Here is a 22094-nt window from a genome sequence, read left to right on the forward strand (position 1 = left end):
CCGTTTCCCCCTGACCAATCTGCACCTGGGCGGGGCCCGGGGCGACCTGGACGAGGTCCGGGCCGCGATCACGGCGGCCGGGGGCCGCTGGGCGGACGCGCTCGGGGTGTGCGAGCGGGCCGCCGGGGCCTTTCCCGGCACCCGGTGCGTGGGGGTGGACCTGCTGCCCGCGACGGGCTGGCGCCGCTTCGCGGTCGGCGAGGTGAACGCCTTCGGAGACCTGCTGCCGGGGCTGAAGGGCCTGCCGGGCGGCGGCGCCGAGGGCCTCGACACGTACGCCGCGCAGGTCGCGGCCCTCGCCCGCCCCCGCACCCCCGCCCTTCCCTTTCCTCCTCCCACCGACGTCGTCATGAGCACCGTATGAGCACCACAGGAACGAGCCCCGTGTGAACCAGCCCGACATGAACGCGATCGTCGGCAGCCACGATCTGCTCCTGGTCACCCTCGACACCCTCCGGTACGACGTGGCGGCCGAGCTGGCCGCCGCCGGCCGGCTGCCGAACCTGGCCCGGCACCTGCCCGGCGGACGGTGGGAGCGCCGGCACGCGCCCGGCAGCTTCACCTACGCCTCGCACCAGGCGATCTTCGCCGGTTTCCTGCCGACCCCCGCGTCCCCGGGACCGCATCCCCGGCTGTTCGCCGCCCGGTTCGCGGGCAGCGAGTCGACCGCCGGGGGCACCTATGTCCACGACACCCCCGACTTCGTGTCGGCGCTGGCCCACGAGGGCTACCGGACGGTGTGCGTCGGCGGGGTGGGCTTCTTCGACAAGCGACCGCCGCTGGGTTCCGTGCTCCCCGGTCTGTTCCAGGAGAGCCACTGGGAGCCGTCCTTCGGCGTCGCCTCGCCCACCTCCTTCGCCTCCCAGGTCACGCGGGCCGAGGAGGTCGTCGCCGCGCTCCCCCGCGACCGGCGTCTGTTCCTCTTCGTGAACGTCTCCGCCCTGCACCAGCCGAACTGGTTCCACCTGCCGGGGGCGACCCGCGAGGACGGGGACTCCCGGGCCACGCACGCGGCCGCCCTGGAGTACGTGGACGCGCACATCGGGCGCCTCTTCGCGGCGATGAGCAGCCGCCGGGACTGCTTCGCGATCGTCTGTTCCGACCACGGCACGGCGTACGGGGAGGACGGCCACACCGGTCACCGGATCGGCCACGAGGTCGTCTGGACGGTGCCGTACGCGCAGTTCGTGCTCCCGGGCCCGGAGCGGGAGGCGGCGGCGTGAACGGCCCGGTGAACTCCCGCCCCGACGTCCCGGCCGACGCCCCCGCCGGCGACGCCCCGCGCCCGTACCGCAGCTACGTCTACGCCTACCCGCACAAGACCGCCTACCGCGCGCTCCCCGACCGTCCCGCGCTCGCCTCCCTCTGGGCGCGGGAGCCGAAGGACGCCCTCTCGCTCTACGCCCACATCCCCTTCTGCGAGGTCCGCTGCGGCTTCTGCAACCTCTTCACCCGGATCGGCGCCCCGGACGAGCTGTCCACCCGCTATCTCGACGCCCTGGAGCGGCAGGCGACGGCGGTGCGCGAGGCGCTCGGTGACGCTTCCCCGGTGCGGTTCGCGACGGCCGCGTTCGGGGGCGGGACACCGACCTTCCTGACCGCCGGTGAGCTGGAGCGGCTCTGCGACATCGCGGAGGAACGCATGGGCGCGGACCTGCGGGCGGTACCGCTCTCGGTGGAGACCTCGCCCACCACGGCGACCGCCGACCGTCTCGCGGTCCTCGCCGGGCGGGGCGCGACCCGGCTGAGCATCGGGGTGCAGAGCTTCGTGGAGGCGGAGGCACGGGCGGCGGTGCGGCCGCAGCGCCGGGCGGACGTCGAGGCGGCGCTGGGCCGCATCCGGGACACCGGTGTGCCGGTCCTCAACATCGACCTGATCTACGGCATCGACGGCCAGACCGAGGCGTCCTGGCGGGTCTCCCTGGACGCCGCGCTCGCCTGGCGGCCGGAGGAGCTGTACCTGTACCCGCTGTACGTGCGCCCGCTCACCGGCCTCGGCCGTCTCCAGGACCCGGCCGCCGCCGACCGGGAGTGGGACGGGCAGCGCCTGCGCCTCTACCGCCAGGGCCGGGACCATCTCCTCGCCCACGGCTACGAGCAGGTGTCGATGCGCATGTTCCGGCGGACGGACGCCGGCCCGGCGGGCCCCGGTGACCACGCCTGCCAGACCGACGGCATGATCGGCCTGGGCTGCGGGGCCCGCTCGTACACCTCCTCGCTCCACTACTCCTTCGACTACGCCGTCGACATGCGGCAGGTGCGCGGGATCATCGACCGCTACACGGAGACCCGGGACTTCTCCCGCGCCGAGGTCGGCCGCCGGGTGGACGGCGACGAGGCCCGGCGCCGGCACCTGCTGCAGTCGCTGCTCCAGGCCGAGGGCATGCCGCTCGCCGGGTACGAGGAGCGGTTCGGCTCCTCCCCCTTCGAGGACTTCGGGGCCGAGCTGGCCCGGTTCGAGCGGCTGGGCTGGCTGGACGCGGAGGCGCCCGAGGGACTGCTGCGCCTGTCGCCGGAGGGCCTCGCGTACTCCGACGGGCTGGGTCCGGTCCTCTTCTCCCCCGCCGTGCGGGCCGCCATGGCCGCCTACGAGCCGAAGTAGGGGGCGGGCGTGGATCTGACGCTGCTCTACCGGGGGCCGCTCGCCTCCTGCGACTTCGACTGCCCGTACTGCCCGTTCGCCAAGCGGCGGGACAGCCCCGAACGGCTGCGGGCCGACCGGGCGGCCCTGGAGCGGTTCACCGGGTGGGTGGCGGAGCAGCGGGGCGACCGGCTGCGGATCCTGTTCACCCCGTGGGGCGAGGGGCTGGTGCGCTCCTGGTACCGGCGGGCGCTCGTGGAGCTGTCGCGGCTGCCGCACGTCGAACGGGTGGCCATCCAGACGAACCTGAGCTGCCGCACCGACTGGCTGGCGGAGGCCGACCGGGACACGGTGGCGCTGTGGTGCACGTACCACCCGGGGCAGACGCCGTACGACCGGTTCCTCGGCAAGTGCCGTGACCTCGCCGGGCGGGGGGTGCGCTTCAGCGTCGGGGTGGTCGGGCTGCCGGCGCACCGGGAGGAGGCGCGGCGGCTGCGCGCGGACCTGCCGCCGCACGTCTATCTGTGGGTGAACGCGGCCGAGGGGTACGCGTACACCGACGCGGAGGCCGGCGGCTGGGCGGAGATCGATCCCCTGTTCCCGTACAGCAGGCATCCGCACCGCTCGGGCGGCCTGCCGTGCCGCACCGGCGAGTCGGTGGTGTCGGTGGACGGCGAGGGGACGGTGCGGCGCTGCCACTTCGTCAGGGCCGAGCTGGGCAATCTGTACGACGGTTCGTACCGTGCCGCCCTGCGGCCGCGTGTCTGTCCCCTCGCCGTCTGCGACTGCCACATCGGTTACGTCCACCTGGAGACGCTGCCGCTGTACGACGTGTTCGCGGGCGGGGTCCTGGAGCGGATCCCCGCCGGTTTCCCCGCCCTCCCCCGGATTCCGGGGGCATGAAACCCGGCTACAGGGGCATGAGGTCGGGGCGCTTGGCCTCCACGTGGTCGCCCGAGCTCTCGCCGCGCAGCCGCCGCCCGATCCAGGGGACCAGGTACTCCTTGGCCCAGTGGATGTCGTCGCGGCGCACCTCAAGGGTGCCGCGCGGGGGCACCGGCGGCCACGGCTGGTCCGGGTCGGCCGGCAGGGGCAGACCGAGGACCTGGGCGGCGCGCAGGGCGACCCGGGTGTGGCCGTCGGGCGAGAGGTGCAGGCGGTCGCTGTCCCAGGCGCGCCGGTCCTGGACGGAGCGCAGCGACCACAGGTCGAGGACCGGGCAGCCGTAGCGGTCCGCGATGGCCCGGACGTGCGCGGTGTAGGTGGCGATCTTGCCGCGCAGGTGCCTGAGCACGGGCACGTCGCGGGTGTCGAAGCCGGTGGTCACCATGACCGTGCCGACGGAGGAGATGAGGTCGGCGACGGCGCGCTCGAAGCGCTCGGCCACGTCGTCGGGGTCGGTGCCGGGGCGGATGATGTCGTTGCCGCCGGCGCAGAAGGTCACCAGGTCGGGGGCGAGTTCCTTCGCCCGCGGGACCTGTTCCGCGACGATCTGGTCGAGAAGGCGCCCCCGTACGGCCAGGTTGGCGTAGCGGAAGTCCTCGGGGTCCGGCAGCTGGTCGGCGAGGAGGACCGCGAACCGGTCCGCCCAGCCGATGTACGTCCCGCCGGGGCCGGGGTCTCCGACGCCCTCGGTGAAGCTGTCACCGATCGCCGCGTACGACCCGAATGCGTTCTTGTCTGTTGATCTCGAATCGTCTGCCACGGGAGCACATCCTTCCTTCCCGGATGTGACCTACGCGACCGTAAGGAGGGGTTGACGGCGGGTGACATATGCCACCGATAAAGATTTCCCCAAGACCGGAACAAACCGGTGGCCCGGCACAGGAGTGCCGGGCCACGCGGAGCCTGGGCGCGCGCTTCTCGAGCGCGGCGGGTCAGATGGAGACGCCGTGCTGGCGGAGGTAGGCCAGCGGGTCGATGTCGGAACCGTAGCTGGGCGAGGTCCGGATCTCGAAGTGCAGGTGCGGACCGGTGGAGTTGCCGGTCGAGCCGGAGAGGCCGATCTGCTGGCCGCCGCTGACGGACTGGCCGGCGGAGACGGCCAGGGAGGAGAGGTGGGCGTACTGCGAGTAGTTGCCGTCGGCGTGCTGGATGACGACCTCGTTGCCGTAGGCGCCGCTCCAGCCGGCGGAGACGACCGTGCCGGCGCCGACGGCGCGGACGGTGGTGCCGGAGGAGGCGATGAAGTCGGCACCGGTGTGGTAACCGGAGGACCACATGGAGCCGGAGGCGCGGTACGGGGTGGAGACGCCGCCGGCGACCGGGGCGACCCAGCCGGAGGAGGCCGTGGAGCTGCCGGTGGACGGCGCCGCGGTGGAGGTGGTGGCGGCCGGGGCGGAGGTGCGCTCGCTGCTCCGGGAGGCGCGGGACTGCTCCTTCTTCGGGGCGGCCTTGCGCTCGGTCTTCGGGGCGGCCTTGCGCTCCGCCTCGGGGGCGGCCTTCGGCGCGGCGGCGGTGGTGTTCTCGCCGTTCAGCGTCAGCTTCATCCCGGGCAGGATCAGGGACGGGTCCTCGCCGACGACCCGCCGGTTGTCCGCGTACAGCTTCTGCCAGCCGCCCTCGACACCCTGCTCGGTGGCGATCTTGGACAGGTAGTCGCCGCTGACGACGGAGTACGTCCTCGGGGCGGCCTTCTTCGCGGCGGGCGCGGCCTGGGCGGCCTGCGCCACCTGCGCGGCGGCCACGGCGTGGGTCTGGACGGCGGCCGGGGCGGCCTGCTCGGCGGCGTGGGCGCCGGTCGCACCCAGGAGCGGAAGCGCGACGACGGCACCTCCGGTGCCGGCGGCGACGAAACCGCGGGTGAGAGAATTGATCTTCGGACGGCGGTGCTTACCCTTCGCGGGCATGGCGAATTCCTCTCCGGCGCCTGCGAGGTGAGCTGTCGGGTTCGGACTGGAGATGTCCGGCCGCGTGTGCACGCGACTTCACCCCGAGCCGTCCTGCGTCGCGGGACCGGCGTACTTCCTGGGTCCCCCGCTCCTGCCACGCGAGTGGGCTGGGTATGAATTCCGGTCGGTGGCAGGATTCGGCGGTCCGACCGGAGTGACGGTGACGCTAGACGAGGGGGGTCGGCGGGAACAAGCCGTTCTTTTTCCACGGCATTCGCCTCCGGCGTTCTCCACCGGAATTCCGGTCACCCTCCGTGGACCACGGGCCCTCGATCCCCTTTTCGCGCAGGGCAATTGCTCCGGGCGGCCGGCCACGATGCGTCACCGCTATGACCCTGCTCACGCACGACAACCCATCTCGCCTGCAATCAGCGCGAGTTACCCACAATGCCTCAATTCGGACAGATCCCTCATTCCTGTCCGAGGGGGTGCGTCAGGCGGGGTCCTCCCTGGATGATTGCGCCAGAAACCCCTCGCGTGTCGGCCACCGAACGCCTACCTCCAGGAGCATCCGTGACGCAGCAGCTGCCGCAGATCCCGCCCACCGCAGCGGACGAGCCCCGACTCACCGGGGTCCGCAACTTCCGGGACGTGGGCGGCCTGCCGACGACCGACGGGCGCGCCGTGCGCCCCGGTCGCCTCTTCCGCAGCGGCCACCTCGCCCACGCGACCGAGGAGGACACCGTCTTCCTCGCCTCGCTGGGTCTGCACACGGTCTTCGACTTCCGCAACGAGGCCGACCGGCGGGTGGAGGGCCCGGACGTCGAGCTGCCCGGCGTGCGGAACGTGAACATACCCCTGAACGACCCGGCGGACGGCAAGGAGTTCTGGAAGCTCGTCCGGGGCGGCGACCTCGCGCAGCTCCGGGAGATCCTGGGAGACGGCAAGGCCGCCGCCCGGATGTCCGATTCGTACCGGAAGATGATTGCCGAGCGGACGGCGGAGCACAGCCGGATCCTGCACTCCATGGCCGAGGAGAGCGTCCCTGCGCTCATGCACTGCGCGGCGGGCAAGGACCGCGCCGGGCTCTCGATCGCGATCACCCTGCTCGCCCTCGGCGTCGAGCGGGAGGCCATCGAGGCGGACTACGCGCTGTCGAACGACCCGCACCGCCGCTACAAGGTGCGCCGCAGCTCCACCGCCCCGGACGCGATGTCGCCGGAGGTGATGGAGCTGCTGAGCCCGCTGTTCGACGCGCGGGTGGAGTACCTGCGGGCGGCGTTCGAGACGATCGACGCGACCTGGGGCTCGACGGAGGCCTATCTCACCCAGGGCCTGGGGGTGTCCGCCCGGACCCGCGAGCTGCTGCGGGAACGGCTGCTCACGGAGGCGTGACCCGCCCGGCCCGGCACGCCGCGGTCACTGGTTCCGGCCGCCGAACAGGAACAGCAGGTAGAGGAAGCCGGCGAAGAGGTGCCCCGCGATCAGATAGGCGAAGAGGCGGAGCACCAGCCCCTTGGGAAACTTACCGCCGCCGCGTTCCTCGCCGGTCACCGGTGCGGACTTGTCGGACATGTCGGTCCTTTCCTGAGGAATCGTCACCGGTTCCTCGTCAGGGTCGGGTCGTCGCCGGTCGTCGCGGAGTCGCCCGCACGGGCCGGCTCGGGGTCAGCGCCGGTGCGGGCTTCCGTCGCCGAGGCAGAGCTCGGCGACGGGACTCTGCATGAGGGTGTGGACGAAGAGCAGCTCGGCGCCGGATCGGGTGGCGGCGCCGATGCGGTGCGGGGTCAGCGAGTCGAAGTGCGCGCTGTCGCCCGGATCGAGGACGTGCACGGTCTCGCCGAGCGCGAGCCGCACCCGCCCCTCCAGGACGTGGATCCATTCCTCCCCCGGGTGGACCCGCACGATGTCGGCCCGGGTGGCGTGGGGGACGTGGACCCGCAGGGCCTGGAGGGCGCGCCCGGCGCCGCCCGCCTGGCGGTAGATCCAGCCGTCCGCCTCGACCGGCTCGGAGCGTCCCGCCCGGACGACGGGGTCGTGCTCGGGCGGCGCCTCGCCGAGGAGGGCCGAGACCGTCGTACCGTAGATACGGGCCAGGGCGAGGAGCATCGGCAGCGAGGGCTGCCGGTTCCCCGTCTCCAGGCGCGAGAGGTGAGCCGGGGAGAGCCCGGCACGCTGGGCCGCGGCCTCCAGGGTGAGCCCGCGGCGGCGGCGCAGGGCGCGAAGCCGGGGGGCGACGTCGGGGACGGCGCCGGGCGGGGCGGGGTCCGGGGAGTCTTCCCCGGGGACGTGGTCCATGCGTCCATTGCGCCAGGATCGTGCCTCCGGGGCAAATTTCTTGCCCCGGAGGCAAAATCCGCAGGGGCCTCGCGGACCGGAGCTCAGCGCTGGGCGACCGCCTGCCGTACGAGTGTCCTCCCGAAGTCCCACATCAGCCCGCCGCCTCCGTGGGCCTCGTCCATGACCGCCGTGAACGCCGTGACGAAGCGGTCCACGTCGGCCTCGTCGACGACCAGCGGCGGGATCAGCTTGATCACCTCCAGGTGGTCGCCGGAGACCTGGGTGAGGATCCGGTGCCGCTGGAGCAGCGGGACGACCACCATCTGGGCGAAGAGTCCCTTGCGGGCCGCCTGGAGCATCGCCCACCGCCCCCGCAGCCCCAGCGAGGTGGGCCGGCCGAACTCGATGCCGATCATCAGACCGCGGCCGCGGACCTCGTGGAGGAGCTCGTACCGCGGGACGAGCTCCCTGAGCCGTCCGAGGAGGAGGTCCCCGATCCGCCGGACGTGGGCGATCGTGCCCTCGCTCTCCATGACCGAGAGGACGGCGAGCCCGGCGGCCATGGCCTGGGCGTTGGAGCCGAAGCTCGCCGAGTGGACGAGGACCCGGTCCATGGAGGAGTAGACCTTCTTGAAGATCCAGTCCTTGCCGAGGGTGGCCCCGACCGGCACGTAGCCGCCGGAGAGCGCCTTGGCGACGCAGACCAGATCGGGTTCGACGCCCTCCTCGTGCTGGTGGGCGTAGAAGTCGCCGGTCCTGCCGAGGCCGGTCTGCACCTCGTCCGCGATGAGCAGGGCCCCGTGCCGGCGCAGCAGCTCCTGGGCGGCACGCAGGAAGCCGGGGGGCGCCTCGTGGACGCCCTTGCCCTGGACGGGTTCGACCACGAAGGCGGCCACGTCGCCGGAGCGCAGCTCCCGCTCCAGGCCGTCGAGGTCGCCGAGGGCGATCGCGGTGTCCGGCAGGAGCGGCGCGAACCCCTCGCGGAACCCCTTCTCGCCGTTGACGGAGAGCGCGCCGGTGGTCAGGCCGTGGAAGGCGTGGTCGCAGTAGAGGATCCTGGGCCGGCCCGTGGCGTACCGCGCGAACTTGAGCGCGGTCTCCACGGCCTCGGTGCCGCTGTTGCCGAAGAAGACCCGGTCGAGGTACGGACTGTGGGAGAGCAGCCGCTCGGCGAGCAGCCCCGGCAGGGGCGGGCAGTCGAAGCGGGTGAGGTCGGCCAGGCCCGCGTCGAGGACGTCGTGGAGGGCCTTGCGGACGACCGGGTGGTGGCGGCCGAGGCCCATCACGCCGAAGCCGGCGAGCATGTCGAGGTGGTCGTTTCCGTCGGCGTCCCAGAAGTGGGCGCCCTCGGCGCGCTCGTAGACCTTGTCGAAGCCGATCGTCCGGAGCATCCGGGGCAGCTGCGGGTTGAGGTGCCGGGCGTGCAGCTCGTACCGCTCACCCCCGCGCTCCGCGAGCAGCGCCCGCAGGTCGAAGTCGCCGCTCATGCCGCCCGCCTCACACGCCGCTTCGCGGGACGGACTCGCGGACCGCGCGCAGCGACTCCTTGAGCGATCCCATGGTGGCGAGCACGGCGGTGGGCTCGTAGCCGCAGTGGGCCATGCAGTTGGCGCAGCGCGGGTCCTTGCCGCGGCCGTACTTGTCCCAGTCGGTCTCCTCGACGAGTTCGCGGTACGTGGGGACGTAGCCGTCGCTCATCAGGTAGCAGGGGCGCTGCCAGCCGAAGAGGGAGTAGTTCGGGATGGCCCAGGCGGTGCAGGGGAAGTCCGCCTTGCCCTCCAGGAAGTCCAGGAAGAGGGGTGAGTGGTTGAGGCGCCAGCGGCGCCGGTTGCCGCCGGCGAAGGCCTTGCGGAAGAGTTCGCGCGTCTGCTCGACGCCGAGGAAGTGCTCCTGGTCGGGTGCCTTCTCGTAGGCGTAGGCGGGCGAGATCATCATTTCGTCGACCTTGAGGTCGTCGTTGAGGAAATTGAGTACCTCGACGATCGTCTGCGGGGTGTCGGTGTTGAAGAAGGTGGAATTCGTGGTGACCCGGAAACCGCGCCGCTTGGCCTCCTTGATCGCCGCGACCGCCTCGTCGAACACGCCTTCCTTGGCGACGGATTCGTCGTGCCGCTCGCGCAGCCCGTCGATGTGCACGGCGAACGCGAAATAGGGTGAGGGCCGGAAGTTCTCCAGTTTCTTGCGGAGCAGGAGCGCGTTGGTGCAGAGGAAGACGTATTTCCGGCGGGCCACCAACTGGCGCACGATCTCGTCGATCTGCGGATGCATCAGCGGCTCGCCGCCGGCGATGGACACCATGGGGGCCCCGGACTCCAGGACCGCGCCGACCGCCTGGGCGACCGGCATGCGCTGCTTGAGGACACCGGCGGGGTGCTGGATCTTGCCGCAGCCCTCGCACTTGAGGTTGCAGGCGTACAGCGGCTCCAGTTCGACGATGAGGGGGAACTTGTCGCGTTTGCGGAGCTTCTGCTGGAAGAGATAGGTCGCGACCCGGACGGACTGTCGGAGCGGCATGGCCATAACTCGCTCACCTCCTGGGGAGCAGCAAAGAACGGTGCCATTCGAAGAAAGCGGGAAGGACGGCACGAAGGACGCGGAAGGCCGATATTCCCCCGCGTACCGTGCCGATCCGCACCAGTTCGTGCTCCGGGGCGTCCACGACCACCCGGACGGCCGCAACGGGACGGGGACCGGCGGCCCGTGCGGTACGGAGGGTGGCGGCCGACTCCATGTCGACGGCGAGCGCGCCGCCGGCCCGCAGCGCGGCCCGCTCGGGGCCGCGCACCACGTGGTCGGAGCCGGTCAGCGGCCCGGTGTGCACGGTCCGTCCCGGTACGGCCCTGGCGAGGGCCTCCACCAGGAGTGCGGTGCCGGTGCACGCGGTCGCCCCGTCGGCGTCGCGGGTCTCGCCGGCGACGATCAGGTCGCCCGGATGCATGCCGGGGGCGAGTCCGGCGCAGAAACCGGAGGCGACGACGGCCGCCTCGCGCCACGACTCCTCGCCGAGGGCCCGGGCGACGGCGCGGCGCGCCTGCGCCGGGCCCATGCCGGTGCGCAGGACCCGTACGGGGCCCGCGGCCCCGCTCCGGGCCCCGCCGCGCAGGGCGAACCGCTCGATGCCGAGCGCGCAGGCGATCAGCAGCGGGGGAACGGCGCCGGGCCGCGTGCCCGGGTCCGGCTCCCGCCCCATCAGCTCCCCTTGCGGAGCGAGGGTTCCCCGTGCACGTAACGGCCGAGTGCCGTGATCGGGAAGACCTGGCGGTAGAGGTGGTAGTTGATGGAGAAGTCCCAGGGGAAGCCGGTCCCGGTGAAGTACGGCTCGTCCCAGGAGCCTTCCTCCCGCTGGGTGCCGACGAGGTGGGCGACGCCCCGCCGGACGGCCTCGGTCTCCCGCTCGCCGGCCGCGAGGAGGGCGATGAGGGCCCAGGCGGTCTGGGAGGCGGTGGAGACGCCGCGGCCGATCCAGGAGACCTGGTCGTACGAGCGGAGGTCCTCGCCCCAGCCACCGTCCTTGTTCTGCACGGACGCCAGCCAGCCGACGGCCCGGCGGATCGCCGGGTGCGAGGCGGGCAGGCCCGCGGCGATCAGGGCGGGGACCACCGCCCCGGTCCCGTACACGTAGTTGACGCCCCAGCGGCCGAACCAGGCCCCGTTGCGCTCCTGCGCGGCGAGGAGCCACTCGACGCCCCGGCGCGTGCGGGGGTCCCCGGCCAGCCCCTCGTGGGCGAGCATCTCCACGACGTGGGCGGTGACGTCGGCGGAGGGCGGGTCGATGACCTCGCCGAAGTCGCAGAAGGGCAGCTTGTTGGGGAGGGTGCGGGTGTTGTCGGCGTCGAAGGCGGCCCAGGCGCCGTTCGCCGACTGCATGCCGAGCGTCCAGCGGGCGCCGCGGGCGACGGCCGCGTCCACGCGGGCCGGGTCGGGGTGCCGCACGCGGCGCAGCGCCAGCAGCACCTCCGCGGTGTCGTCGATGTCGGGGTAGTTGTCGTTGTGGAACTCGAACGCCCAGCCGCCGGGCGGGAGTCCGGGCCGGCGCACCGCCCAGTCACCCGCCTTGGTGATCTCCTCGTCCAGCATCCAGTCCACCGCCCTGACGAGGGCCGGGTGGTCGGCGGGCAGTCCGGCGTCGGCGAGGGCGATGGTGGCGAGGCAGGTGTCCCAGACGGGCGACTGACAGGCCTCGATCATGCGCGAGGGCCCGCCCTCGCCGTCGGGACCGGGGGCCTCCTCGCGCCAGACGGCGAAGCGGTCGAGCGATTCCAGTCCGGCCCGCATGACCGGGTGCTCCAGGTCGTAACCGAGGAGGTGGAGGGCGATGACCGAGTAGACCGCGGGAGGCTGGATGCCGCCCCAGCAGCCGTCGTTCTCCTGCCGTTCGACGATCCAGCGGGCGGCGACGTTCATCGCGGCCCTGCGGAGCCGGCGCGGGGCGAAGCGGTGGTAGGCGCGCAGCGCCCGGTCGAGCCGCTGGAAGACGCCGTCCCAGCCGGTGAGAGGGGCGAGCGGGCGCGGCGGGGCGGGCCGGCGCGGGTCGGTGTGCAGCTCGTCGAGGGAGAAGGGCGCGGGGCGGACGGGGCGGACGGCGGAGACGATCGTCAGCGGGACGATGGTCTGCCGGGCCCAGCAGCCGAAGTCGTAGATGTTGAGCGGTACCCACTTCGGCAGGAGGATCAGCTCGGGGGGCAGCTCGGGGAGGTCCTCCCAGCGCCACCAGCCGAACAGGGCCAGCCAGATCCGGGTGAAGACGCGGGCGGCGGCGATGCCGCCCCGGGCGCGGACCCAGGCGGCGGCGCGCGCCATGTGGGGGGCCTCGGGCGGGTCCCCGGCGAGTCGCAGGGCGACGTACGCCTCGACGGTGGTGGAGAGTTCGCCGGGCCCGCCGTGGAAGGTGGCCCAGGTGCCGTCCTCGCGCTGCGCGCCCCGGATGTGGCGGGCGGCGGCCCGGGTGGTGGCGGGGTCCCGGATGCCCAGGAACTGGCGGAGGAGCAGGTCTTCGGCGTCCATGGTGACGTTGGTCTCCAGGTCGCCCTTCCACCACCCCTCGGGGTCCTGGTGGTCGAGCAGGTGCTCGACGGCGCGTTCCAGGGCTCGGGCGGCGGCCCGGTCGGGACCGGCCGCGAGCGCGGTGGTGTCGGTGGATTCGCTGGCCGCGGCGGCCCGGGGGCCCCCGCCCCCGGCGCTTCCGCGGGTCGGCGCTGTCATGGCGTCCCCTTCGTGCGGTGGGTTTCCCCGGCACCCGCGGGTCGCCGGCCGCCGGGGGCGGGGGGGCGCCGCCCGGCGACTGCGAACTCATATCAGGCTGATGGTGATCATTTCTTCCGTACGACGACGAAGTCGGCCAGAGCGATCAGCTGTTCCCTTACGCGGGCGGGCATGTCCACCTCGTGCAGGGCGCGGATCGCGACGGTGTGCTGGCGGCGGGCCTCCTCGGAGGTCCACTCGCGCCCGCCGGCCTCCTCGATGAGGGCGGCCCGGTAGGCGAAGTCCTCCTCGGAGAAGGAGTCGAACTCGTTGGACTTGGCGTCCTCTGCGAGGAGCCGGGCGAGGCGCTCGGAGGCCTCCCCTCCGGCGGCGAGGGCGGCGACGACCGGCAGGGACTTCTTGCGCTGGCGCAGGTCGCTCCAGGTCTGCTTGCCGGTGGCCTCGGGGTCTCCCCAGATGCCGAGGAGGTCGTCGACGGCCTGGAAGGCGAGGCCGAGGTGGTAGCCGAACTCCTCCAGCTTGTCGGCGGTGCGGTCGTCCGCGCCGCCGAGGACGGCGCCGATGGAGACCGCGCAGGCGAGGAGGGCGCCCGTCTTGTTGCCCTCCATCTCCAGGCACTCCTCGACGGTGACCCGCTCGCGGTGCTCGTAGGAGATGTCCTGGGCCTGCCCGTCGATGAGCTTGCGGGTGGCGGTGGTGAGGCGGCGGGTGGCCCGCCCGGCCTCGACGGTGCCGAGTTCGAGCAGCAGCTCGTTGGCGAGGGCGAAGAGGGCGTCACCGACGAGGATGGCCTGCGCCGGCCCGTGCACCTTCCACACCGTGTCGCGGTGGCGGCGCTGCTCGTCGCCGTCCATGAGGTCGTCGTGGAGCAGCGAGAAGTTGTGGACGAGTTCGACGGCGACGGCGCCGGGGACGCCGATCTCGGGCGCGGCCCCCGCGGCCTCCGCCGAGATCAGGGCGAGCGCGGGGCGCACGGCCTTCCCGCTGTCGGCGTCCGTGGGCCTTCCGTGGGCGTCGATCCAGCCGAAGTGGTAGGCGGCCACGGTGTCCATGGGCGGTGCGAGGCGGTCGACGGCCGCCCGCAGTACGGGGGTGGACAGGGTCCGTCCCCGTTCCAGCAGTGCGGTCACGTCCGCGGTGTCGACGGCCGGGCTCCCCGGATGCGCTGTCGGCACGGTCTCTCCTCTTGTTCCGGTACTCACACTCATACCGCCTCCTGCAGCGGGTGGTCGTGGCGGCGGCCGAAGGCGGAGAGCGCGGCGCCCGCCGCGGCGAAGCCGCTGCGGACGGCGCCCTCCATGGTCGCGGGCCAGCCGGTGGCGGTCCACGCGCCGGCCAGGTAGAGGCCGGGCGCGTGGGTACGGGCGCCGGGCCGGAGCCGGCCGACGCCCGGGGTGGGCGCGAAGGTCGCCGTCCGCTCCCGGGTGACGAAGAAGTCGCGGATCCCGGCCCCGCGGGCGGCGGGCAGCAGCCGCTCCAGCTCGGGCAGGTACCGCGCGCGCAGGGCGGCGACGGGCTCGTCGATGTCGTCCTGGGCGGCGGACTGGGAGACGGCGAGGTACTGGCCGGGGCCGGTGAGCCCGGAGGAGCGGGTGCGGTCGAAGACCCACTGGACCGGGGAGCCGAGCGCGGTGAAGAAGGGCTGCCGGAGCACCTTGCGGTCGTAGACGACGTGCAGGTTCAGGATGGGGGCGGTGCCGATGTCGAGGAGCCGGTCGGGATCGTCGAGGGCGCCCTCGGGCAGCAGGTGGTGGGTCTCCTGCTGGGGGACGGCGAGGACGACGGCGTCGGCCTCGACGGTCTCGCCGGGCAGGGCGACCGCCCAGCGGCCGTCGGCGGTACGGGAGATCCGCTCGGCCTTGGCGCGGAGCACGGTGCGGACGCCGAGGCCGGCGAGCGCGCGGGCGGCGAGGGTGTCGTGGAGTTCGCCGAGGGGGACGTGGGCCCAGCCGATGTCGGCGGCGCCGGGCTCGGAGAGGAGCCCCGTCCTGAAGACCATCGCCGCGAGCCCCATGGAGGCGTGCGGGGCGGTGGCGTTGAGGGTGGCGACGCCCACCAGGTCCCACAGGGCCTCGATGGTGCGGGGCGTCTGTCCGTGCCGGCCGAGCCAGGTGGCGAAGTCGATGCCGTCCAGGGCCGGGTCGGCGGGGTCGAGCCGGCGCAGGGCGAGCGCGGCACGGCCGACACAGGCGCGTTCGGCGAGGGAGAGATGGGGGTACGTGGCGAGGCTGCGGGCCAGGTGCAGCGGTACGGGCAGGGCGTCGCGCCGCAGCCGCCCGAGCCGGGGGCCCCGCGGGTGGGCCACGTCCAGGACGGGCACGTCGAGGCGGTCCTGCAGCGGCGCGAGGTGGGCGCCGCCGATCCGGTCGAGGAACCAGCGGTAGGCGGTGCAGCAGCGCAGGTAGACGTGCTGGCCGTTGTCGACGTGCAGGTCCCCGCGGCGGAAGGAGAAGGCGAGGCCGCCGAGGCGGGGCCGCCCTTCGAGGAGGGTGACGCGGACCCCGGACTCGGCGAGCCGCAGCGCCGCGGTGACTCCGGCGAGGCCTCCCCCGACGACGACCGCGTGCCGCCGGCGGCCGTCCCCGTGGCCGGTGCCGTCCTCGGCGTCCCGCCCGGTGCGGACGCCGGCCTCGGGGCCGGTGGGTTCCGTCCGTCCGTCCTGCTGCCGGACCGCCGGTCCCGTGGCGTCCGGAGCGAGCCGGCCGGCGGTGGCCGGCGGGCGGTGCAGGCCGGGCGCCGGGCCGGGGGTGGAGGTGGTCGCGTCGGGCGTCACGCCGGCTCCGTTCGGGTCGTCGCGGAGGGGAGGACCGGGCCGGCCGGGAAAGCCGCCGGACCGGGCGCGTACGGGCACGGGGCGGCGGAACGCTCGCGTACGGAACCGCCCCCGGCGCTCGCCGCGCCCCCTCGCGGGGTCCGCCCGCGGGGACGCGACGCGGCAGCGCGCTCCCGTACGGGCCGGGCGTGGGCGTCCCCGCGGTCTCCCGGGCCGGCCACCGGCGGCCGGACGGGCGCGTACGGGCGCGTGCTCGGGCCCCCGGGGGCGGGCGGGCGCGTCACGCCGTGCTCCGGAGGGTGCGGCGGGCGATGTGGCGGGCGTCCAGGCCGGAGAGGCCGCGGACGGCGACGTACGCCTTCTCGTGGCCGGGGAGCGAGACGCGGCCGCGGAGGACGGCGCCGGGGTCGCGCTCGATGCGGTCGAGGAGGCGGCGGTAGATGCCGGCCATCGCGGCGACACAGGCGCCGCTGCGCCGGTCGAGCAGGGGCAGCAGCCGGTACCCCTCGGTGAACAGGGCCCGGGCGCGGCGCGCTTCGAAGTGGACGAGGCCGGCGAAGTCGGCGCCGGCGGGCGGGGTGTCGGCGGCGAAGCCGTCCTGGCAGCCGAACTTGGCGAGGTCGTCGGCGGGCAGGTAGGTCCGGCCGCCCGCGGCGTCCTCGCGGACGTCCCTGAGGATGTTGGTGAGTTGGAGCGCGAGCCCGAGGGTGTCGGCGTACTCCGGGGCCCGGTCGGCCCCGGCGGCCCCGGGCTGCGTGCCGAACACGCCGAGCGAGAGGCGGCCGATGGCTCCGGCGACGCACCGGCAGTAGACCTTGAGGTCGTCCCAGGTCTCGTAGGTGGCACCGCGCACGTCCATGAGGACGCCGTCGATGAGTTCGTCGAGGCCGCCGAGGGGGATCGGGAAGCGGCGGGCGGCGTCGGCGAGCGCGACGGCGACCGGGTCGGTGTCGTCCTCGGCGATCTCGCCCCCGCGGATCCGGTCGAGTACGGCGCGGGTGGCCTCCAGGCGCTCCCGCTTCTCCTCGGGCGGCAGCGCCCCGTCGCCGATGTCGTCGACGCGCCGCGAGAAGGCGTACAGGGCGGACATGGCCTGGCGCTTCCCGGCGGGCAGGAGGCGGATGCCGTAGGCGAAGTTGCGGGCCTGCTGGCCGGTGACGGCCTCGCAGTAGCCGTACGCGGCGCGCACGGGCGCGGACGTCCGGGGCTGTTCCTCCACGGTGGCGTTCACCCCTCTCTCCGCGCCCTGAGCAGCACGGCTCCCGCCTGGCGCATCAGGCTCGGCTTGGTGGGCCCCGGCGGGCCGGGCAGTACGTCGAATCCGGCGGCGGCGACGGCGTCGAGCGCGGCGAGGCCGCCGGCGGTGAACCCGGCGAGGAGGAGCCGCAGGCGCCCGCGGACACTGCCGACGAGGGGGATGCCGGCGTGGAGGAGGGCGCGGGCGCGGTCGGCCTCGAAGGCGACGAGGGCGCGGACGGAGGCGCCCGCGGTGGGCCGGGCGAGGTCGTCCTCGGTGACGTGGAAGCGCTTGAGGTCCTCGGCCGGGAGGTAGATCCGGTCGCGGCGGAGGTCCTCGGCGACGTCCTGGAGGTGTTCGACGATCTGGAGGGCGGTGCAGATCTCGTCGGAGCGGCGGACGCGCTCGGGGGTGGCGGTGCCGGTGAGGGCGAGGACGAGCCGGCCGACGGGGTTGGCGGAGAGTTCGCAGTAGGCCAGGAGGTCGTCGTACGTCTCGTAGCGGCGTACGAGCTGGTCCTGCCGGTTGGCGGCGATCAGGCCGAGGAAGGGGTCGGGGGTGAGTCCGTGGCGCCGCACCGTGGGCTGGAGGGCGCGGAGCAGCGGGTGGCGGGGGGCGCCGTCGAAGACGCGGTGGAGGTCGGCCTCGAAGGCGTCGAGGAGGGCGAGCCGGTCGTCGGCGCGGTCGGGGCCGAGGCCGAGGAGGCGGGCGTCGCCCCCGCCGGGGGCCAGGTCGCCGTCGCCGATGTCGTCGACGAGGCGGGCGTATCCGTAGACGGCCATGAGGTCCTCGCGCCAGGCGCGGGGCACGAAGAAGGGGGCCACGGGGAAGTTCTCGTCCGCGGCCTTGCCGAGGGTGGTGCGCGAGGAGGCGTCGGGCCGCGCCTGCGGAGCTGCCGTCACCGGGCGGCGCCCGGCGCGGGGACGGCGGCACCCTCGTGGAGCTGGAGATTCTGCGTCATGGCCGTCACATCTCCCGTTCTACACTGCCGATCCAATCCATCCTATTTCGGACACGCCGCCGAGCCCTGCCGGAGGGACCTCGAAGGTGGGTCGGTGGCCTCGGGGATGTCACCCTGCGTGCCACGGAACGGACCGGTACAGCTTACGTCGTACGGGACACCTCCCCGTGCGGGGGTGCCGGGCGCCGGAAGGCGGGTGCCCACGGGCCCCTCAACTGCCGCTTCGGGGCGCCCTGTTGGGGCGACCGCGCTGGTCAGAGTCCTCGGGTGCCGGAGACGACCATGGCGAGCGTCGTGTCCACGACCGCGTCCCGGCGCGGGGCCGGCAGACGCCGCAGCGGCCCGTCGAGCAGGAGCAGTGACAGTCCGTGCACGGCCGACCACACCGCCGCGCAGGCGGCCGGACGGCTCACGGTGCCGGAGGGGGTGCGGAACCGGCCAAGGGCCTCCAGCGCCTCCCCCAGCAGGACGAAGGCCCGGCACTCGGACTCCTCGGCGTGGAGGTCGGCGGCGGAGCCGTGTCCCGGGGCCGGGCGGACGGTGTGGAACGCGGCCCGGTAGAGGCCGGGCTGTTCGAGGGCGAAGGCGATGTATCCGCGGCAGAGGGCGGCGAGCCGGCGCTCGGCGGCGAGGGCGGGGTCATCGGCGCCGGGTTCCCGGGCGGCGGTCCCTTCCATGGCGGCGGCGAGCCGCCGCCGGGCGTGGCCGCGGACGGTGCGGAGGAGTTCCCCGCGACCGGCGAAGTGGCGGTAGGCGGCGGTGGGCGAGACACCGACCCGGCGGGCCGCCTCGCGCAGGACGACCCGCTCGGGGCCGCCCTCGGTGGCGAGGTCGACGGCCGCGCCGATCAGCGCGTTGCGCAGATCGCCGTGGTGATAGGTCTTCCCGCCCGAGGTCGCTGCCATGGGGTCATCCTGCCCGATGTTGACCGCATGAACATTCCGCGCGGGGCGCGACGCGCGGACGCCGGATCCCCCCTGCCGGACGGGCGGCAGGGGGGATCTCGGAGGCTCCGCGCGACTCAGCGGGCGGTCTCGCGCTCGTACGCCTTGAGCACCTCGTCGGTGGGCCCGTCCATGAGGAGCTGGCCCTTCTCCAGCCAGAGCACCCGGTCACAGGTGTCCCGGATGGACTTGTTGCTGTGGCTGACGAGGAAGACGGTGCCCGCCTCCTTGCGGAGCTCCCTGATGCGCTCCTCGGAACGGATCTGGAACTTGCGGTCGCCGGTCGCGAGCGCCTCGTCGATGAGGAGGACGTCGTGGTTCTTGGCGGCGGCGATGGCGAAGCGCAGGCGGGCGCCCATGCCGGAGGAGTACGTCCGCATCGGCAGGCTGATGAAGTCGCCCTTCTCGTTGATGCCGGAGAAGTCGACGATGTCCTGGTAGCGCTCGCGCACCTCCTCGCGGCTCATGCCCATGGCCAGTCCGCCCAGGATCACGTTGCGCTCACCGGTGAGGTCGTTCATCAGGGCCGCGTTGACGCCGAGCAGTGAGGGCTGGCCGTCGGTGTAGACCTTGCCGCTCTCGGTGGGGAGCAGTCCGGCGATGGCGCGCAGCAGCGTGGACTTGCCGGAGCCGTTGGAGCCGATGAGGCCGATGGCCTCGCCGCGGTAGGCGGTGAAGGTGACGCCGCGGACCGCGTGGACCTTGCGGACGCCCCGGGTGACCTCGGCCTTGCCGCGGCCCAGGATCCGGCTCAGGGCGGCCGTGGCGCTGCCCTTGCCCCCGCCGCCGGCGTTGACCCGGTAGACGATGTGGACGTCGTCGCAGATGACGGTGGGGACGTTGCCCCGGTCGGTGTCAGCCACGGCCGTACCTCTCCTCGGCCTTCCAGAAGTAGACGAAGCCGCCGATGCCGAAGGCCAGGGCCCAGCCGAGCGCCGTCGCCCAGACGTGCGACGGCAGGTTCTCGGAGCCGTATCCGTCGATCAGCGCGAAGCGGATCAGGTCCATGTAGACCGCCGCCGGGTTGTACATGAGGACGTCGGCGATCCAGGCGGGCTTGTCGGCGAGCATCGCGGGGATGGAGAACATCACGCCCGAGGCGTACATCCAGGTGCGCATGACGAAGGGCATCAGCTGGGCGAGGTCGGGCGTCTTGGCACCCATCCTGGCCACGATCATCGCGAGTCCCACGTTGAACACGAACTGGAGGAACAGCGCGGGGATCAGCAGCAGCCAGCTGGCCGAGGGGTAGCTGCCGAAGGCCATGGCGATCGCCACGAGCACGATCATCGAGAACAGCAGCTGCTGGAGCTGCTGGAGCGAGAAGGAGATCGGCAGGGTCGCGCGCGGGAAGTGCAGGGCGCGGACCAGACCCAGGTTGCCCGAGATCGACCGTACGCCCGCCATCACGGAGCTCTGCGTGAAGGTGAACACGAAGATGCCGGTGACGAGGAAGGGGATGTAGACGTCCTCGCTCATGCCCCGGCCCGCGCCGAGGATCAGCCCGAAGATCAGGTAGTAGACCAGGGCGTTGAGCAGCGGGGTCGCCACCTGCCACACCTGGCCCAGCTTGGCCTGGCTGTACTGGGCGGTCAGCTTGGCCGAGGAGAAGGCCAGGATGAAGTGGCGGCGGCTCCACAGCTGGCGGACGTACTCGAACAGCCCGGGCCGGGCGCCGCTGACCGAGAGACCGTACTTGGCGGCCAGCTCGGCCGGGGCCAGGCCCTCGTCGACGGACGGAGGCGCGCTCGTCGCGACCGCCCCGCCCTGGTGTGTGTCACTCACAGTCGAAACTTTCGTGTTCAAGATGCGCGGCACGTCGGGTACCACGATGTCAGACGACCGGGGGGCGACCCAGCCGGGTCAGCCGCCACACCGTACGCCATCTCATCGGGCGCCGCGGACCGCAGGGAGCCGCCCACCCGGCGCGGAATCCGCCGGCCCACGCCTTCAGCGCGGAGGGCGAGGGCCGCCGGGCCAGGGTGAGCAGGAGCCAGACGCCGAGATAGACCGGCACCAGGGGCGCGGGCAGGTTGCGACGTGCCAGCCACACTCGGTTGCGGGCCACGTTGAAGTGGTACGTCGCGTGGCGGGAGGGTGCGGTGGTGGGGTGCAGCAGCACCATGTCGGAACGGTAGTCGATCATCCAGTCGGCGTCGAGCGCGCGCCAGGCGAGGTCGGTCTCCTCGTGCGCGTAGAAGAACTCGCCGGGGAGCGTGCCGACTTCGGCGAAGACCTTGGTGCGGACGGCGTTGGCGCCGCCGAGGAAGGTGGTCACCCGGGAGGAGCGCATCGGGTCGGAGGCGCGCAGCCGCGGCACGTGCCGGCGCTGGGTGGCGCCGGTGTCCGGGTCGGCGATCCGGAAGCTGATGATGCCGAGGCGCGGGTCCGCGGTGAAGGCCTGCCGGACCAGTTCCGCGGTGTCCCGGTGGGCGAGCAGCCCGTCGTCGTCGAGGAACAGCAGGACGTCCACGTCCCCGCCGCCCGGTCCGAAGGCCTCGATGCCCACGTTCCGGCCGGCGGGGATGCCCACGTTCTCGGGCAGTTCGACCGTGCGCACCCCTTCGGGCACCCCGGTGACCGGGGCGCCCTGACCGACCACGACGACCTCGACGGGGTCGCCGTCCTGCGCGGCGATCGAGTCGAGCAGCGCGCGCAGGTCGTCGGGGCGGTCGCCCATGGTGATGACGACCGCGCCCACCTTCAGCGGAGTGCCCACGGCGGTCCTCACCTCAGCCTGCTGGACACCAGGATCGACACCAGGTGCAGCACGGTCTGGAGGAGGGCGATGCCGGCGAGGACGGCGACGCCGAGCCGGGAGAGGAAGAGGTCGCCCCGGATGTGGTCCCCGATCGCGAGGACCAGGATCAGGAGGGAGGCCTCGATACCCAGGATCAGCCGGTGGAACTTGAGGGCGGCGGCGGCCCGGCGGGCCAGCGCCATGCCGGACGAGCGGGGCTCGGCCGCCGACTCCTGCACCGGCGGCAGGCCGCCCTGGTGGCGGGCGACGCCGACCAGGTCGGTCTCGGCCTTGATCAGGATGGCGCCGAGGGCGGCGAGGGTGCCGAGGAAGGCCCACAGCCAGTCGATCCGCCCCGGTCCCCACAGGTCCGCGGCGCGCAGGCCGAAGCCGGCGAGCACCGCCGCGTCGCAGAGGTAGGCGCCGACGCGGTCCAGGTAGACCCCGCCGAGCGAGTACTGCTTCTTCCAGCGGGCCACCTCGCCGTCGACGCAGTCGAGCAGCAGGTAGAGCTGGACCATCACCACACCGAGCACGGCTCCCGG

21 protein-coding genes, 1 pseudogene and 1 riboswitch are annotated in these 22094 nt (G+C 73.4%); of the genes and pseudogenes, 5 read left to right on the forward strand and 17 right to left on the reverse strand.

From position 1 onward, the window contains the following. The 4 genes and pseudogenes from RIF68_RS04785 to RIF68_RS04800 form a co-directional block, all read left to right on the forward strand. Nucleotides 1-364 (forward strand): annotated as a pseudogene (locus RIF68_RS04785) (hypothetical protein); the annotation flags it as partial. Between the two features lie 37 nt (nucleotides 365-401). Next, nucleotides 402-1223, forward strand: a complete 822-nt coding sequence (locus tag RIF68_RS04790; protein WP_309049868.1) for an STM4013/SEN3800 family hydrolase — start codon at nucleotides 402-404, stop codon at nucleotides 1221-1223. 8 nt (nucleotides 1224-1231) lie between these two features. Then, the gene (locus RIF68_RS04795) at nucleotides 1232-2602 is read left to right on the forward strand and encodes an STM4012 family radical SAM protein (protein ID WP_309049869.1); all 1371 of its coding nucleotides are present in this window, start codon (nucleotides 1232-1234) and stop codon (nucleotides 2600-2602) included. A gap of 9 nt (nucleotides 2603-2611) precedes the next feature. Then, nucleotides 2612-3484, forward strand: coding sequence for an STM4011 family radical SAM protein (locus RIF68_RS04800; protein ID WP_309049850.1), 873 nt, complete (start codon nucleotides 2612-2614; stop codon nucleotides 3482-3484). 7 nt (nucleotides 3485-3491) lie between these two features. Here RIF68_RS04800 and RIF68_RS04805 read toward each other — a convergent pair whose 3' ends face one another. Continuing rightward, nucleotides 3492-4286: an SGNH/GDSL hydrolase family protein gene (locus RIF68_RS04805; RefSeq protein ID WP_309049851.1), complete on the reverse strand. Its 795-nt coding sequence runs from the start codon at nucleotides 4284-4286 to the stop codon at nucleotides 3492-3494. Nucleotides 4287-4458: 172 nt separating this feature from the next. Then, nucleotides 4459-5430, reverse strand: a complete 972-nt coding sequence (locus RIF68_RS04810) for a LysM peptidoglycan-binding domain-containing M23 family metallopeptidase (protein ID WP_309049852.1) — start codon at nucleotides 5428-5430, stop codon at nucleotides 4459-4461. Between the two features lie 4 nt (nucleotides 5431-5434). Next, a riboswitch (cyclic di-AMP (ydaO/yuaA leader) is annotated at nucleotides 5435-5591 on the reverse strand. A gap of 394 nt (nucleotides 5592-5985) precedes the next feature. On the opposite strand from RIF68_RS04810, the gene RIF68_RS04815 reads away from it, so the two are divergent. Continuing rightward, nucleotides 5986-6807, forward strand: a complete 822-nt coding sequence (locus RIF68_RS04815) for a tyrosine-protein phosphatase (protein WP_309049853.1) — start codon at nucleotides 5986-5988, stop codon at nucleotides 6805-6807. Nucleotides 6808-6831: 24 nt separating this feature from the next. Here RIF68_RS04815 and RIF68_RS04820 read toward each other — a convergent pair whose 3' ends face one another. The 15 genes from RIF68_RS04820 to RIF68_RS04890 all read right to left on the reverse strand — a co-directional run. Continuing rightward, nucleotides 6832-6987 carry a DUF6126 family protein gene (locus tag RIF68_RS04820; RefSeq protein WP_309049854.1) on the reverse strand — a complete coding sequence of 52 codons (156 nt, stop codon included), beginning with the start codon at nucleotides 6985-6987 and terminating at the stop codon, nucleotides 6832-6834. Between the two features lie 93 nt (nucleotides 6988-7080). After that, nucleotides 7081-7710, reverse strand: coding sequence for a helix-turn-helix domain-containing protein (locus RIF68_RS04825; RefSeq protein ID WP_309049855.1), 630 nt, complete (start codon nucleotides 7708-7710; stop codon nucleotides 7081-7083). Nucleotides 7711-7793: 83 nt separating this feature from the next. Next, nucleotides 7794-9179 (reverse strand): aspartate aminotransferase family protein, encoded by a 1386-nt coding sequence (locus RIF68_RS04830; protein ID WP_309049856.1) that lies wholly within the window; start codon nucleotides 9177-9179, stop codon nucleotides 7794-7796. A gap of 10 nt (nucleotides 9180-9189) precedes the next feature. After that, a complete protein-coding gene (gene hpnH, locus RIF68_RS04835) occupies nucleotides 9190-10212 on the reverse strand; it encodes an adenosyl-hopene transferase HpnH (RefSeq protein ID WP_309049857.1) in 1023 nt (340 codons plus the stop codon). Between the two features lie 7 nt (nucleotides 10213-10219). After that, entirely contained in the window at nucleotides 10220-10882 is a 663-nt protein-coding gene (locus tag RIF68_RS04840) for a 1-hydroxy-2-methyl-2-butenyl 4-diphosphate reductase (protein ID WP_309049858.1), read from the reverse strand. After that, nucleotides 10882-12894: a squalene--hopene cyclase gene (shc, locus tag RIF68_RS04845; RefSeq protein ID WP_309049859.1), complete on the reverse strand. Its 2013-nt coding sequence runs from the start codon at nucleotides 12892-12894 to the stop codon at nucleotides 10882-10884. Before shc ends, RIF68_RS04840 begins: the two co-directional genes overlap by 1 nt. 107 nt (nucleotides 12895-13001) lie before the next feature. After that, the gene (locus tag RIF68_RS04850) at nucleotides 13002-14102 is read right to left on the reverse strand and encodes a polyprenyl synthetase family protein (protein ID WP_309049860.1); all 1101 of its coding nucleotides are present in this window, start codon (nucleotides 14100-14102) and stop codon (nucleotides 13002-13004) included. Next, the gene (gene hpnE / locus RIF68_RS04855; protein ID WP_309049861.1) at nucleotides 14099-15667 is read right to left on the reverse strand and encodes a hydroxysqualene dehydroxylase HpnE; all 1569 of its coding nucleotides are present in this window, start codon (nucleotides 15665-15667) and stop codon (nucleotides 14099-14101) included. The genes RIF68_RS04850 and hpnE overlap by 4 nt, the downstream gene beginning before the upstream one ends. Before the next feature lie 280 nt (nucleotides 15668-15947). Continuing rightward, nucleotides 15948-16898 (reverse strand): presqualene diphosphate synthase HpnD, encoded by a 951-nt coding sequence (hpnD, locus tag RIF68_RS04860; protein WP_309049862.1) that lies wholly within the window; start codon nucleotides 16896-16898, stop codon nucleotides 15948-15950. Continuing rightward, complete coding sequence (hpnC, locus tag RIF68_RS04865; protein WP_309049863.1) at nucleotides 16895-17806, reverse strand: squalene synthase HpnC; 912 nt, start codon at nucleotides 17804-17806, stop codon at nucleotides 16895-16897. The genes hpnD and hpnC overlap by 4 nt, the downstream gene beginning before the upstream one ends. Nucleotides 17807-18119: 313 nt before the next feature. Then, the gene (locus tag RIF68_RS04870) at nucleotides 18120-18770 is read right to left on the reverse strand and encodes a TetR/AcrR family transcriptional regulator (RefSeq protein ID WP_309049864.1); all 651 of its coding nucleotides are present in this window, start codon (nucleotides 18768-18770) and stop codon (nucleotides 18120-18122) included. Nucleotides 18771-18886: 116 nt separating this feature from the next. Next, complete coding sequence (locus RIF68_RS04875; RefSeq protein ID WP_309049865.1) at nucleotides 18887-19672, reverse strand: ABC transporter ATP-binding protein; 786 nt, start codon at nucleotides 19670-19672, stop codon at nucleotides 18887-18889. Then, nucleotides 19665-20594 carry an ABC transporter permease gene (locus RIF68_RS04880; RefSeq protein ID WP_309049866.1) on the reverse strand — a complete coding sequence of 310 codons (930 nt, stop codon included), beginning with the start codon at nucleotides 20592-20594 and terminating at the stop codon, nucleotides 19665-19667. Before RIF68_RS04880 ends, RIF68_RS04875 begins: the two co-directional genes overlap by 8 nt. 49 nt (nucleotides 20595-20643) lie before the next feature. Then, entirely contained in the window at nucleotides 20644-21516 is an 873-nt protein-coding gene (locus RIF68_RS04885) for a glycosyltransferase (protein ID WP_309049870.1), read from the reverse strand. 20 nt (nucleotides 21517-21536) lie between these two features. After that, a partial coding sequence (locus RIF68_RS04890) for a CDP-alcohol phosphatidyltransferase family protein (protein WP_309049867.1) occupies nucleotides 21537-22094 on the reverse strand: 558 nt, incomplete at its 5' end.

The sequence above is a fragment of the Streptomyces sp. genome, from assembly GCF_031178505.1.
Classification (GTDB): domain Bacteria; phylum Actinomycetota; class Actinomycetes; order Streptomycetales; family Streptomycetaceae; genus Streptomyces; species Streptomyces gulbargensis.

Bases quoted from the DNA above. Each gene is read 5' to 3' on its own strand.
- RIF68_RS04790 (WP_309049868.1), top strand. From the start codon at position 402: ATGAACGCGATCGTCGGCAGCCACGATCTGCTCCTGGTCACCCTCGAC.
- RIF68_RS04810 (WP_309049852.1), bottom strand. From the start codon at position 5,430: ATGCCCGCGAAGGGTAAGCACCGCCGTCCGAAGATCAATTCTCTCACC.
- RIF68_RS04820 (WP_309049854.1), bottom strand. From the start codon at position 6,987: ATGTCCGACAAGTCCGCACCGGTGACCGGCGAGGAACGCGGCGGCGGT.
- RIF68_RS04825 (WP_309049855.1), bottom strand. From the start codon at position 7,710: ATGGACCACGTCCCCGGGGAAGACTCCCCGGACCCCGCCCCGCCCGGC.
- RIF68_RS04830 (WP_309049856.1), bottom strand. From the start codon at position 9,179: ATGAGCGGCGACTTCGACCTGCGGGCGCTGCTCGCGGAGCGCGGGGGT.
- hpnH (WP_309049857.1), bottom strand. From the start codon at position 10,212: ATGGCCATGCCGCTCCGACAGTCCGTCCGGGTCGCGACCTATCTCTTC.
- RIF68_RS04840 (WP_309049858.1), bottom strand. From the start codon at position 10,882: ATGGGGCGGGAGCCGGACCCGGGCACGCGGCCCGGCGCCGTTCCCCCG.
- shc (WP_309049859.1), bottom strand. From the start codon at position 12,894: ATGACAGCGCCGACCCGCGGAAGCGCCGGGGGCGGGGGCCCCCGGGCC.
- RIF68_RS04850 (WP_309049860.1), bottom strand. From the start codon at position 14,102: ATGAGTGTGAGTACCGGAACAAGAGGAGAGACCGTGCCGACAGCGCAT.
- RIF68_RS04870 (WP_309049864.1), bottom strand. From the start codon at position 18,770: ATGGCAGCGACCTCGGGCGGGAAGACCTATCACCACGGCGATCTGCGC.